Source organism: Bacteroidota bacterium, assembly GCA_016722375.1.
Classification (GTDB): domain Bacteria; phylum Bacteroidota; class Bacteroidia; order Chitinophagales; family LD1; genus Bog-950.
Genome location: JADKJG010000006.1, coordinates 12,552 through 26,297, shown reverse-complemented (window position 1 = coordinate 26,297; position 13,746 = coordinate 12,552). Strand labels below are relative to the sequence as shown.

Below are 13,746 nucleotides of genomic sequence, written 5' to 3'. Positions count from 1 at the left end.
GTGCCTGTTAGCAGCAGATCGGTACCGAATAGCTGATATTAGGTATTTTTTAATAAGAGATGGGATCCTGTCAGCAAGTTCCCTACCCCTCCAAAGGAGTCCTTTGGATCGAATGGGGAATAAAGACAGCGCGAGGGTGGGTTAAACTACAACAGCCGGCCTCACCCCCAACCCCTCTCCGAAGGAGATGGGAGTAACAGCCGTCTAACAATTTAGGAGTACTTATAATAAGGAGGGCTACCCTTGTCCTCCGAAAGCGAGGGGTGAAACAGCCGTCACTACCATCTAATTTTGCTATTAGACTTCTTCGGAAAATCAGGCTTGATTAATTTCCTCCCTCTACGCTCCCTCCAGAGGGAGACAAATGGACGATTTTCCGAAGAAGTTTATTAAATAATGACATTGCCTGAAGGGGTTCTAAACTCAAACTACAAAAGTCTCTAAGACTTTTGTAGTTTATAATTCCTCACGTTTCGTGAAGAAGTAGCCATCCTGTTATAAACTATATTAGTCTTAATCAATAAAGAATGGCACAAATCAACTGAATTATGTTGTGCTTTTAACATTCATCTTGCGCAGAAGCTATTGGACCCACAGTGCCACGCATTCACTGTGTTTCACTGCCTTGCATCGTTACAGCCTATCTGTTTTCTTATTCTGAATATAGAAATGAGCTTTGAAGGCCTCCGCCTTTTTTTAACAAACTGATATGTGTCAGTTTGACAAGCAGGCGGTTTGGTATTATTTTTGCACCTGAATCGCTATATCAAACTGAAACCTTGTTAGGACGGGGCGATTTACTGGACAATCAAACATATTTATTTTCTATTTATTCTTAAATCAGGGTTATGAATTACAATGCAACATCAATCAGACGACGGACATCTTTATTAATCATCGCGCTGGGCGATTTTGCTATGTCCTTCGGGCAGAGTAAAAGCCTTTTGGCTGGAACAGAAGTCGGGGCTCAGTTGAAGTCGGCTGCGGTCAAAGAGAATACTTGGGCTTATGGAAAAGACCCTGCCAAAGAGGATGTGAGCAAGCGTGATTTCAACTCCAAGCATTTCAAAAATGATGATGGAACCTATACGGGGGTGTTTTCGGCAGGTATAATCCACTACGAGGATGGCGGAAAATATTATGACATAGACGCAAATATTCAGCCTAACCTACTCGGCAATCATGCTGCTTATTCTTATGTGAATAGCACCAACCTGATGAAGTCTTACTTCGCCAACCATTCTTCGGGTGGTTTGTTGAGTGTAAGTACAGAGGGTGAGGTAAAGGAGTTTTTGAATACCCGTTTCTATTGGGAAAAGAATGGAACGGCTTTCAATTCGATCTCTTCCACAGATGTAGCGTCTACGGTGGATGGCAATAAAATTACTTACAAAAACCTTTACCCTGCGGTGGATGCACAATACACCCTCTCGGCAGGAAGAAGAGAGTTGAACTACATTATTAATGATGCCAGCATTCTTTCTTCCGTACCTTCCGGAGCAGACTATATGGTGTTTGCTGAAGATATACAGATAGATGCCAACTGGAGTTATGAATTGAGCCAGGAAGGAACTGTTATTCTGAAAGATATAAGCGGAAGAATGGTTTATGAATATGAATCACCCGTTGTGGGCGATGGTTTCGGCGCTGCCAACTACAGACCTTTGCTTGCCGACAATAACATTGCAGATATTCAGGCACAGAGAAATGGGAATACCTTACGGTCATGACTCGCGTAAGCACCCACTTGGTTAAAGACCCTGCACGGGTTTTTCCTTAGCTATTGACCCCACTGGGACTTATTATCCAAGTACTTCGCTCGCTAGTTCAGCAGGCTATACTGGCGCAGCTGAGAGCAACTAAAGTGAATGCGGCTATCTTCATGGGAAGAGTAGGTGCAGTTAATGACTTAGTGAGAGGTTGGTGCCAGTTTGATATGACCTCATTATATCATCCTGGTACAGCCATAACCGGTAAATGTTTCGGATATGAGAATGAAGATTGCAGCTACCCGTTTGGGTAGTGCTGGAATTAATGCAGGACCGCTAACCAGTGTGAACCCGCGCATCAGCATCGGCTGCAAGTTTATATACTGCTCTAGCTATCAATGCTAGCCAATATTATGTGTGTTTACAGCTACAGGCCTTCCGGCGGGGAGTTGTGGGATGGCGCTCCTTAATAGGGAATGGATCAGCCTACAACCCTATTACACATTTAAATACGAACTTCGGTGCGGGCAATCAATATTTCAATGTCGCCTTTCGCGCTACTAACGACGGAACCGCTTTTGCAAATAACACATATTGGACTTTAAATGGAGCAGCCGGGGGCGCTTTAGCACCGGTATTGGAAGTGGATTATACTTCACCTGCTTCTCCACCGTCCTGTACGAGTTACATTTCGCCTACCAACGCTATTACCAATTCAGCCACAGGCGTTCAATTGACTTGGAACGCAGAGGGTTCTGCGGACAGTTATGATGTTTATTTTGGCACGAGCAGTACACCACCATTAGCGGGAAATACAGCGAGTATAACCTATAACCCGGGTTGCCTTCTTCCAAATACACAATATTACTGGCAGATAGTTCCAAAGAATACTTATGGATCCGCTTCGGGCTGTTCGGTTTGGTCCTTTACCACGGCAGATAAAGACAGCCATGTACACACAGAACTTTGATGGATTTACACAAGGAATGTTTTGGAGGTAACGCCTCAAGATGGCTGGTTGGCCAGCAGCACTGCCGCTCAGTCGGGCAACTATAGAAATGTTTGGTCCTGCTATAATAAAGCCCCTTATTCTGTTTCCGGAATTTGCTGATGGATTTACTGGCAATGCACTCGGGCGGGGAACTTCTTATGGGAATATCCGCTACACGCCCGTTGGTTCTACAGGACCATACCGGCCAGAGGCTTTAAAGATATACAGGTTTCTTTCCGATATTAGGTTGGGGTACTGCTGCCGGAAAAGTACCCGTATGGTACGGTACGGTCATCAGTTAATTGATGGCGGCGCTACCTATCTTTTGGATTCAACCGGAGGGAACGATGGAATAGGCCAATATTTCGCTAGCCACCACCGGCCTATAGCACGGTAGTTTTCCTTCTTCAAGAGACAATGACCGGTCAGGATTTGGCTTTCCGCGGAATCGATGCCACCAGTTGATCCATTTGTGGTAGATGCCAATTCATGACAGAAGATTTCGGTCTTTACATTATTCCAACTATTGGCACTCAGGTTTGCGGCGGCGTGAACGGCACAGCCGATGTGGTAAAAACCAACGCCACGACAGATAAAGTTTATATCAGCCGGGTATTGGCCACCAGCCCATGGGGAACCGTATTGGATAACAACGGGAAGTTCTTTGGTGTTCAGGCTGGATCTACCATTACCATGTATAACTATTCCAACATGATGGGTTCCTATTCTAAAGGTTTAGTTTTGGAAAAAGGACAAAGTTATACGGTCAATGTTGAACATAGTGGTTATACAGATGCCTGTGGCCTCTTTATTGATTATAATGGCGACGGCTAGATTTATGTGTATGCCAACGGCATATAGTTGGAAGGATAGCCAACCCAGGATCGCACCAACTGTTTATTTAACTATGACGATCCCGACACCGGACATCATTGACGGCAAGCAAGTGGCGATGCGCGTTAGGTTGCGCTATGATGATGGCAGCAGTTACAACCTAGCCACTGCCATGACCGGCTGTAACAACTTGACAGGAGATGGTATGCAGATGTATTCTGAAGTAGAAGATTATCGGTACTGTTATTCTGCTCCCAATTGGTTTGGTGCAGGTTACCAATATAGCCGTCAGGAACGGAGCAAACCCCATCACATAACTGTAACTGGAATGCGGCATCAGGAGCGTCCGGATATGACATAGAGTCTTCTGTTGATGGTATTACCTATGGCAATCAGGCATCGGTTACCTCGCCCAGTTATGATTTCAATGCAGGAGATAATCCAAATGCTCCTTACTGGTTCCGGGTAAGAGCAAAGGATGGAGTACAAACTTGCGACTGGGGTACGATTGCCGGGCCGAGATATACGGCTTGTGATTTCCCTGCGGTGCCAACTGTGAATAATCCATCGGGCAGCAGTGTACAGGTTACTGTAGCAGCAGAAACACCGGTAGCCAATCCGACTATCACTACCTACTCTCTTTATTGCTCTACAACCGGCCAGTATGTTCAGGCCAATGGAACTTTAGGAGCAACCGAAGTGTTCCAAACTGCCGCACAGTGGGGAACGAAAATCGTTACCGGCCTTACTCAGAATACTCAATACTGCTTTTATGCCAAGGCGAAAAATGCAGATGGAGATGTTCAATTTAACGGTGTAGGGCTTACCCCAACATGGGGCACCAACGGAGTGCAGAATTTCGATTCATATACTTATGTATCCAATTATTGTGGCAGCCAAATATCAAGTATCCCTTGGATTTTTTGTGACTTGGGAGGATCTAACGGCACTTGGAGCCGGATCACAACCGGTGGATGTTCTGGAAACGCACTACAATATAATAAGCCATCTGCCGCCAACGGAACAGGTAGCCTGTTGCGTTCAGAAAAGTTTGATGGTACCGGACAGACCACAGTAACGGTAAGTTTTGACATGACCAATTCATACAGCGCCAGTTATCTTAGCGACCGCATATATATGTGGGTAGGAGATTGGTCTTATGGCGGTGGCTTATATACTTCCAATGGTACTACGAGTACGCAGAACGTTTATTTTGATAAGGCAAGGAATTGTGAAAGGGTAGAGTTGACGTTTAATATCAGCGCTCTTACTTATAAGAACAACCTCAATTTTGGAATCTGGTCTAATTCGAGCGGGGCTGCTCATAATTATGATGTTATTCTGGATAATTTCAGCGTAAACGTGTCTCCAGTAACAGCCTGTGTCACCACCTTGAATTGTACCGATCCTACGGTTTATGATGTGACCGGAGGTGGTAATTATTGCTCGGGCGGCGGCGGTGTCGCTGTTGGCTTGTCCAACTCTCAAACCGGAGTCAACTATCAGTTGAAAGATGGGGTAGCGAATGTAGGCAGCCCTGTTGCAGGAAATACCGGTTCGGCTATTTCTTTTGGCAACCAAACCACGGCTACTACCTATACGGTGATTGCCACCAACGGGGCTTGTTCTGCCACGATGAATGGAAATGCTGCGGTAACGGTTTCGACCTGTGGTGGTGGAAGCACCTGGACAGGTGCCACAAGCACCGCATGGCATGATGCAACGAACTGGAACCCGGTAGGTATTCCTAATGATTGCTCGGCGCAAGTGCTGATTACTTCTAACCCTATCAACGGAAGATTCCCGATTATTTCTATCGCCAATTACAGTGTAGGAGATATCACCCTGCAAACCAATGCCCGCGTAACTGCTAATGGCTTCAACCTACAGGTTTGCGGCAACTGGAACGGAGGAACCGGCTCGAAGACTTTGAGTCTGGGCAACGGAGAGGTGATTATGCTAGGCACAGCAGCTCAAACAATTGAGGGCAGCACTCAATTTGATATTCTTAGAATTTTCAACAACAGTGTGGCCGGCGACGGCGATGTATCGCTGATCAATGCGGCGAGTGTTTCTATCAATAAAGGATTGCATTTAGCGTCCGGCAACTTGTTGATAGACGGCGGCAGCAGTCTGCGTCTGCGCTCTACTTCTGATACGCACTGTGCTTATATTGATGACTTTACTTCCGGCTTCACCGGCAACCTGACCGGCAGCATTCTGGCCGATCGCTTTGTTCCGATTCGTGGATACAACCAACACTATATCAGTTCACCAGTCAGTACTCCGGCACTCAGTCAGATAGGTGCCAGCGGACCGGATGGTTCGTTTATTACCCCTACCGCCAACTGTGATGAATCACAAAGCGCGAAGACTACGGTCTATGGCTCTATCTTTGCTTATGATGATGACCATCAGGCACCGGGTGCCTGCAAATTGGGCAACTGGATGGTGAAGAGCCAAGGAAATATGGAAAACGGAAAGGGCTATTCTGCCTACTTGGCCGGCAATAGTATTAAAACGGTTACCGGAGTTCCTAATACCGGAAACATATCCATCAGCGGTATGAATAATAAAGGCAGCATTCCGGTAGCTACGCTTCAATCCACTTTAACTCCGATTGAGTCGGGATGGAACTTAGTGGGCAATCCTTATCCTTCTACGCTACACCTCACCATCTCTCGCATAGGCGATGGCTTTGACAATCAGGTGCAGGTGTGGAAGACCTCCGGACCTTTCTCCGGTAGCTGGATTCCTAAGGTGATTGGCGCTCCGGGCGCACAAGGACAAATTGATATTGCTCCTTTCCAGGCTTTCATGGTATTGAAGACTTCGGCAGGCAACAACGGTTCTTATCCTTTCTATCAAGGCGAAAGAGTGAGAGCCAGCAACACTACTTTTTATCGAACAGATATGAACAATACTTTGGTGATGGAATTGAACTATAACGGTATGAAAGACCTCACCACTGTTCAGTTTAATGCAGATGCCACCATCGGCTTTGACGGAGCTTTCGATGCCAACAAATCGAGCAGTGCTGTCGGAAAGCCTATGTTGTTCACTCACCTGAATGCCGGTAGAGGTTATTCGATTAATACCCTTCATGCTCTTCAGGAGACTACTACTGTTCCAATGGGATTGAGACCGGAAGTGAACGGAACCATGACCTTGTCGGCACAGGAATTGTCTTCCTTCGATCCGACTACGTATATATACTTAGAGGACAAGCAAGCCGGAGTATGGCATAACCTGAGAAATGGCGACTATACTTTCAGCACCAAGAAAACAGATAATCAAGACCGCTTTGTTCTTCATTTCACTCCTGCGGCTCAAATCATGACCAGCGAAGCCAGTTGCAGTGGCAGCGGCATGATTGAATTAACACAGCCGGGAAGTGCCAACTGGGATTATAGCGTGGCGGATAACAACGGCACGGTACTTTCTACCGGAACGCTGAACGCTTCTTCACCGGTTCATGTAAGCGCCAATGCAGGGGTTTACACCTTGACTTTGAGCGATAACAACGGCTATGTGGTGATGAAGAATATCGAGGTGGGCGGAGAGCAATCTATTGTAGCTGCTTTCACTGCCAGCAACTATATCGCTAAAGCACAGGAGGACATCACCTTCAATGCTCACAATGCAGATGCAGTGACTACTGAATGGAACTTTGGCGATGGAAGCAATGCCAGCACCACTGATGCTACTCACCGTTACACCAGCGAGGGTGTTTACACGGTTTCGTTGACCGTGCTGAACGAAGCAGGTTGTAAGTCTGTTACGTCTCAGACCATCACTATTACTTCGAGAGAAGCTACAGGCTTGGCAAACAACACGAGCAAGAAGCTGAATATCTGGAGTGCTGACAACCGCGTGTTTATTGACTTCGGTGGTCAAACCAAGGTGGAGGCAGAGATTGATCTCTACAATATCATCGGTCAACTAATCAGCAGCGAGCAATTCGGTCGCTCTTCTATCTACTCTAAGGAGATTCCAAATCTGGAAGCTGCTTACTTGATTGTAAAAGTGAAGAACGAAGGGGTTACTACTACCAAGAGAGTGTTTATCGGAAATGTGAAGTAACCAGTCAACTCTTTAAACATACAAGCCCGCAGGTCTGAAGACCTGCGGGCTTTTTTTTTGGGTATCCTTTCATCATCTTATTAAAAGCGACTTAAACTCACAAACCTTTTATTCAGGAAATCCTGAATAGCAGTATTAACTAACTGCGGTTTTTCCTTTTGAGGATAGTGCTTTGTTCCAGGAACAATAAGCAGGTTACCGTATTTTACGTTTTCAAACATTTCATCCGTATGCGTTAGCTTGATGATGTCATGATCACCGGCTATAAATAACACCGGGCATTTTATCTCCCTCAAGTTATTTAATGTCAAATTCGGCTCGGTCAACAGCATGGTTTTCATGCGCTGAGTAAATTGGGTGATCTGACTAAAGTTTTGGTATCCTTTGAAATTATTTTTTACAAACTGATACATTTTTTCATTGTCCCAGGCCTTTACTTTATTAAGTATTTGCCCGTAAACGGCCGTAGTATCTACTTTATAATTGGCGCCTATCGCTACTAGTTTGCGTACTTTCTCCGGATGGTTAATAGCGAGGTAAAGCCCCATAATTCCTCCGTCACCGAAACCTACAATATGAGCGCTGTCAATCTTCAATTCACTCATTAATTTGAGGACATCTTCTGAGAGGAGTGCGTAATCCATCTTACGATCCTCGAAGGTACTCATACCATGACCTCGGTTATCCACTGTTATCACCTGATAGTGTCGGGAAAATTCAGGCACTTGCTTGGCCCAGTCTTTCATGCTTTCCAACGAGCCATGAAGGAGAATGAGCGGGTCTCCTTTACCATATATTTTATAGTGTATTTTTATTCCATCAATATTGGCAAATTGGTCAGGAACCGTATCGTTTATCTGAGCCGAAGAGGTGATGAAAAGAAAGAAAAGCATTGTAAAGAGAGAAGTAATCTGTTTGTTCATAGTGTTAAAATTAAAGGCCGCGAAGATAAGCCGACAATTTTTATACTTGGTTAATATTTGTCATTATTTGTCGTTTATCGGGCAAATACTTTCAGAAAATTCATAAAAAGAACCTAACAGCAGCCCCAAATCCCCACATATCACCAAAGGAGCAGAAAATATTATCACAAACATTTGCAACTATGTGGGCAAAATCTATCTTTGCGCTCCATTTTTCAAAAAAACGAATCATTAAATAAGAAATATAGATGGGTCACAAGACAAGTCCTATATCCAATCGCCTCGGCATCATCCGTGGCTGGGAAAGCAACTGGTACGCCGGAAAAGACGCTGCTACCAGACTCGTAGAAGACGAGAAAATCCGCAAATACATTAATGCCCGTATACAAAAGGGGGGTATTTCTCGTATTGTGATTGAAAGGACCATGAAGAGAGTGACTGTCGCTATTCACACCAGCCGCCCGGGCATCATCATCGGAAGGGGTGGCGGCGAAGTGGATCGTTTGAAAGAAGAGTTGAAAAAGTTAACAAGCAAAGATGTACAAATCAATATCGTTGAAATTCGTCGCCCTGAGATGGAATCAGCTATTGTTGGTGAAACCGTTGCCAAGCAGTTAGAGGCGCGTATCAATTACCGTCGTGCGGTAAAAATGGCGATTGCTTCTGCTATGCGTATGGGTGCAGAAGGAATCAAGATTCGTGTATCGGGTCGTATTGGTGGTGCAGAAATTGCCCGGAGTGAAGAATATAAACAAGGAAGAACTCCCCTTCACACTTGGAGAGCAGATATTGATTACAGTATCACAGAGGCCCAGACGGTCTATGGAAAAATCGGTATCAAGGTTTGGGTCTGTAAAGGGGAAGTATATGGAAAGAAAAATCTGGTAGATTATTTTTCCGGGGAACCAAAAGAAGAAAAACGCCAACCAAAGGGAAGAATCACCCGTGGAGAAAGAGGCGACAGAAGATAGTTTAATACTCAAGTAAAAATACCAAGTCATGTTATTACCTAAACGGACGAAATTCAGAAAAACCCAGAAGGGCAGAGTGGCAGAAACCACCCAGCGCGGTCATGAGATTGCTTTTGGCACCTATGCTTTGAAGTCATTAGAAAGCGGCAAAATCAGCAATAAGCAAATTGAAGCGGCTCGTGTGGCATTCACCCGCTTCATGAAACGTGAAGGAAAAGTTTGGATTCGCATTTTCCCGGACAAACCCATCACCAAGAAGCCTTTAGAAGTGCGGATGGGTAAAGGTAAAGGTAACCCGGAAGGTTGGGAGGCGCCCATTCAGGCAGGTAGAATCATATTTGAAGTGGACGGCGTTCCACGCAATATAGCACTCGAAGCAATGACTTTGGCTGCTCATAAAATGAGTGTTAAGACTAAATTCATCACCCGTCGTGACGCGGTGGAAGGTTAATTCAACAGTAAATCTGAAATAAAATGGGAGCTAATAAGAAGATAAATCAGGAAGATATCCGGCAGTATGTCGGCGAAGATCTCGATGCAAAAATAAAGACAGAACAAGCCGATTTACAAAAGATGAAATTCGGCCATGCCGTTTCTTCTTTAGATAATCCATTGAGCGTTCGAGCGAAGAGAAGAAATATTGCCCGCCTGCTCACGGAACAAACAAATCGTAAAAAGAATAATAAAGCCTAATCAATTATGGAAAGGAATCTCAGGAAAGAAAGGGTTGGTCTGGTAACCAGCGATAAAATGGAAAAGACTATCACGGTTACTATCGAAAGAAAGGTAAAGCACCCTATCTACGGAAAGTTTGTGAAGACTACCAAGAAGTTTAAGGCTCATGACGAAAAGAATGATGCCAAGACTGGTGATACCGTGAAAATCAGCGAAACACGTCCTTATAGCAGAACCAAGCGCTGGAGGTTAGTGGAAGTGCTGGAAAGAGCTAAGTAATACTATTTCATTTAACTTCCATCATTTAAAATTCAAAACAATAAAAAATGTTACAGCAGGAATCAAGAGCCAACGTGGCAGACAATAGCGGAGCAAAGGAAGTTTTGGTTATCCGTGTGTTAGGAGGAACTAAGAGAAGATATGCCCGCATCGGTGATAAAGTCATTGTTACCATTAAGAAAGCCTTACCCACCGGTGGCGTAAAGAAAGGAAGCGTTTCTCCTGCCGTCGTAGTAAGATCAACTTGCGCTACCCGTCGCAAGGACGGTTCTTATATACGTTTTGATGACAACGCCGTAGTATTGTTAACTCCACAGGATGAACCACGCGGTACGCGTATCTTCGGTCCAGTTGCACGCGAACTACGCGACAAGCAATTTATGAAGATTGTTTCTCTGGCACCTGAAGTATTATAATTCCAAGATAAAGAAAATATAGAGCCATGAAATTTCATGTAAAAAAGAATGACGAAGTAATCATTACCGCCGGTGATGACAAGGGGAAAAAAGGACGTGTTATTGACGTGGACCGCAAGAACTCCCGTGTGTTTGTGGATGGCGTGAACCTTAACAGCAAGCATACGAAGCCTAATGCTAAAAATCCTCAGGGTGGGATCGTTAAAACCCCTGGATCTATTCATATTTCCAATGTTCAGTTGATGAGCGAAGGCAAAGCTACTCGCATTGGAAGGAAAGAGGAAAAAGGTAAGACCGTACGATTTTCTAAAAAGACCGGAAAGATTTTGGACTAATTCGGAGAGAGAATAATTTTGCAAGAAAGACCGGCTTGTCCGGTCTTTCTTGTTTATATCTTGAAATCAAACCTCAAACCAGCTTTTTTCTGGAATACGAGCACATTTAAGTAAGGAGAGAGGTTTAGTATTTTAGCACATTGAAATATGAAGACGCTTCTTTTGCTTACCTCTGATTTCCCCTTTGGCCAGAGCGAAGTGTTTGTAGAAAATGAGTTTCCCTTCCTCGCGGCAAAGTTTGAGCAGATTTTCATCATCACCACCAGTATCAGCGGTGCTTCGCCCCGGCCCCTTCCACCTCACGTCAAAACCATTCGCATTCCCTATGATGCCTCGCTCAAAAACAAAGCATTGGTTTTATGCAGCATATTCAGTAAGGATGTTCGCGAAGAACTTCATTTCATCCAAAGCGAAAGAAAACTGCCGCTTAGCAAGACTATCGTTTCCATCCTTTTGGGCGGTTACGCTAAAGCATTCGAAATGAATGATTTAATCAAAAAACTATTGCGTGAATATTCTCTAGATGAAAAACAGCTCTACCTATATTCTTATTGGATGAAAGATCTGGCTATCGGCATGGGCATGTTTAAGCGTCAACATCCTAAGGTGAAGTTTTTCTGTCGCGCTCACGGATGGGATTTATATTTTGAAAGGCATCATCCACCCTATTTGCCTTTTAGAAAATATATTCTTACCCACGCAAATGCTTGTTTCAGTATTTCTGAAGCAGGAAAGAATTATCTCGACAATATAACCGGTCAACAATTTTCAGATAAATTAAAGCTGTCCCGATTGGGCACTTTCAATCCTAATGCGAATCGCTCGCAACCGAATACGGTAAAAATAAAATTAGTCAGTTGCTCCAGCGTCATTCCGCTTAAAAGAATCCATCTAATTATAGAATCCCTAACTCTGATAAAGAATATCGAAATAGAATGGGAGCATGTCGGCGATGGCAAACTGAAAATCCAAATGGAATCATTGGCTAAAGAAAAATTAGAAAGCCTGCCAAATATTTCATTCCGAATGGATGGGCATATCGATAATAAGGACTTGCTGAATTATTACGCAAGAGAAAAAATAGACGTCTTCATCAATGTTAGCGAAACTGAAGGCCTGCCAGTTTCTATCATGGAGGCCAATTCTTTCGGCATTCCTACTATTGCAACTAATGTGGGCGGTGTTTCTGAAATCATCCGTGAAGGAGAAAATGGGTTTCTTCTTTCTAGAAATTGTAGTCCGGCGGACATTGCCTTTACCATTGAAAAATATGCGCTACTTCCTGAAAATGCCAAACAGCAAATGCGGGATTCAGCTTTCCATATTTGGGATCAAAACTTTAATGCCGAAATAAATTATCCCGCCTTCGTCGAATCAGCCTTGATACTCTGATTATTTTCCCGAACCCATTGCTGATACATTTCTAGCAAACGATCAACATAAGCTGGCATATCAAAACCTTTAGCAAACGCTACCGCATTACGACTCATAGTGTGATATAAAGTTTCGTTACGCATTAAACCAATTATTTTATCTGCAAATAAATCAGCCTCTTGTTTTTTTATGCAGTACCCATTCACTCCTTCTTGAATCAGATCCCGGTTTCCACCTCCATCAAGCGCAATTACCGGAAGGCCTGCAGCCATCGCCTCTACTAATGCCAAGCCAAAAGGTTCAATGTATGCGGTATGAACATACAAGTTCGCGTTGCGCAAATAGGCTTCTACATGCTCTACATTCCCAGTAAACTCGATTTGATTTTGCAATCCATATTCGATAACCTTTGCCTTTACCAACGCCAGTTCAGCTCCATCGCCGAGAAAAGTAATTGTTGCAATTACTCCCCTATCCCGAAGCAGTTTGAGAATTTCTACTAGAAAAATCTGGTTTTTCCACGAGACGAACCTCCCGGTGTTCACCATCCTAATTTCTGCCCGATTTCTCTCTCTATCCGCTACATTGAACTTTTTAAAATGAATGGCATTGTGCATTAGAAGCACATTTTGTTTCAACGAATCAGGAAGTACACTTCGAATAAAATCGAAATTGTCCTTTGAAATAGCCACAAAATGGTTGTTGCATTTCTCGTATTGTTTCAAGATAAGCCTCCGTTCATAAAAGTTTGTCAGTGCCGTTTTGTTGAAAAGCGTATTACAAGAGAAACTTTTTAACTGGGCCATGTTGTCATGACAATGCGTCACATAAACTGTTCCGGGTCGAAGTGTATAGCGGGTCACCATCTCCGACTCAAACAGATGGGAGTGAATGACATCTGGCTTGAATTCATCCAGAAGCCGAATCCATGAGTGTACATCCACCCTTCCTTTGCCAGTTAGAGAAGGAATAACAAAGGCAGGGATAGTTTGGGCATCCACGTCACCGATCAAACCCAAATAAGCATTGTCTTTTCTAAAGGTGACCAATTTAATATCTACTCCCGGGCGGTGCCCTAGTTCAGTGCTAATATTCACAGCTAGCCTTTCTGCCCCTCCTTTATTCAGCGATGGTATAACGTGTAGGATTTTCATAT

The 13,746-nt window shown here is 44.1% G+C and carries 15 protein-coding genes; 13 read left to right on the top strand and 2 right to left on the bottom strand.

Annotated elements, in window-relative coordinates:
* The first annotated feature begins 848 nt into the window (after nt 1-848).
* From IPP77_09310 to IPP77_09285, 6 genes are all read left to right on the top strand, one after another.
* Complete coding sequence (locus IPP77_09310; GenBank protein MBL0309851.1) at nt 849-1,730, top strand: hypothetical protein; 882 nt, start codon at nt 849-851, stop codon at nt 1,728-1,730.
* A 394-nt stretch (nt 1,731-2,124) separates the two neighbouring features.
* Nucleotides 2,125-2,679 (top strand): hypothetical protein, encoded by a 555-nt coding sequence (locus tag IPP77_09305; protein ID MBL0309850.1) that lies wholly within the window; start codon nt 2,125-2,127, stop codon nt 2,677-2,679.
* A 40-nt stretch (nt 2,680-2,719) separates the two neighbouring features.
* Nucleotides 2,720-3,097: a hypothetical protein gene (locus tag IPP77_09300; protein ID MBL0309849.1), complete on the top strand. Its 378-nt coding sequence runs from the start codon at nt 2,720-2,722 to the stop codon at nt 3,095-3,097.
* A 92-nt stretch (nt 3,098-3,189) separates the two neighbouring features.
* Nucleotides 3,190-3,534, top strand: coding sequence for a hypothetical protein (locus tag IPP77_09295; protein ID MBL0309848.1), 345 nt, complete (start codon nt 3,190-3,192; stop codon nt 3,532-3,534).
* A 73-nt stretch (nt 3,535-3,607) separates the two neighbouring features.
* Nucleotides 3,608-3,895, top strand: a complete 288-nt coding sequence (locus IPP77_09290; GenBank protein MBL0309847.1) for a hypothetical protein — start codon at nt 3,608-3,610, stop codon at nt 3,893-3,895.
* Nucleotides 3,896-4,080: 185 nt separating this feature from the next.
* A complete protein-coding gene (locus tag IPP77_09285; protein ID MBL0309846.1) occupies nt 4,081-7,617 on the top strand; it encodes a PKD domain-containing protein in 3,537 nt (1,178 codons plus the stop codon).
* 80 nt (nt 7,618-7,697) lie between these two features.
* On the opposite strand, the gene IPP77_09280 is transcribed toward IPP77_09285, so the two are convergent.
* The gene (locus tag IPP77_09280) at nt 7,698-8,540 is read right to left on the bottom strand and encodes an alpha/beta hydrolase (GenBank protein ID MBL0309845.1); all 843 of its coding nucleotides are present in this window, start codon (nt 8,538-8,540) and stop codon (nt 7,698-7,700) included.
* 248 nt (nt 8,541-8,788) lie between these two features.
* Between IPP77_09280 and rpsC the strand changes: the two genes are divergently transcribed.
* From rpsC to IPP77_09245, 7 genes are all read left to right on the top strand, one after another.
* A complete protein-coding gene (rpsC, locus tag IPP77_09275; protein MBL0309844.1) occupies nt 8,789-9,511 on the top strand; it encodes a 30S ribosomal protein S3 in 723 nt (240 codons plus the stop codon).
* Between the two features lie 28 nt (nt 9,512-9,539).
* A complete protein-coding gene (rplP, locus tag IPP77_09270; protein MBL0309843.1) occupies nt 9,540-9,962 on the top strand; it encodes a 50S ribosomal protein L16 in 423 nt (140 codons plus the stop codon).
* 23 nt (nt 9,963-9,985) lie between these two features.
* Nucleotides 9,986-10,204: a 50S ribosomal protein L29 gene (rpmC, locus tag IPP77_09265; protein MBL0309842.1), complete on the top strand. Its 219-nt coding sequence runs from the start codon at nt 9,986-9,988 to the stop codon at nt 10,202-10,204.
* Between the two features lie 6 nt (nt 10,205-10,210).
* Nucleotides 10,211-10,465: a 30S ribosomal protein S17 gene (gene rpsQ / locus IPP77_09260; protein ID MBL0309841.1), complete on the top strand. Its 255-nt coding sequence runs from the start codon at nt 10,211-10,213 to the stop codon at nt 10,463-10,465.
* A gap of 47 nt (nt 10,466-10,512) precedes the next feature.
* The gene (rplN, locus tag IPP77_09255; GenBank protein MBL0309840.1) at nt 10,513-10,881 is read left to right on the top strand and encodes a 50S ribosomal protein L14; all 369 of its coding nucleotides are present in this window, start codon (nt 10,513-10,515) and stop codon (nt 10,879-10,881) included.
* Between the two features lie 26 nt (nt 10,882-10,907).
* The gene (rplX, locus tag IPP77_09250; GenBank protein MBL0309839.1) at nt 10,908-11,216 is read left to right on the top strand and encodes a 50S ribosomal protein L24; all 309 of its coding nucleotides are present in this window, start codon (nt 10,908-10,910) and stop codon (nt 11,214-11,216) included.
* Nucleotides 11,217-11,363: 147 nt separating this feature from the next.
* Complete coding sequence (locus IPP77_09245) at nt 11,364-12,608, top strand: glycosyltransferase (GenBank protein MBL0309838.1); 1,245 nt, start codon at nt 11,364-11,366, stop codon at nt 12,606-12,608.
* Here IPP77_09245 and IPP77_09240 read toward each other — a convergent pair.
* Nucleotides 12,572-13,744, bottom strand: a complete 1,173-nt coding sequence (locus IPP77_09240; protein MBL0309837.1) for a glycosyltransferase family 4 protein — start codon at nt 13,742-13,744, stop codon at nt 12,572-12,574. The genes IPP77_09245 and IPP77_09240 overlap by 37 nt on opposite strands.
* Between the last annotated feature and the right edge of the window lie 2 nt (nt 13,745-13,746).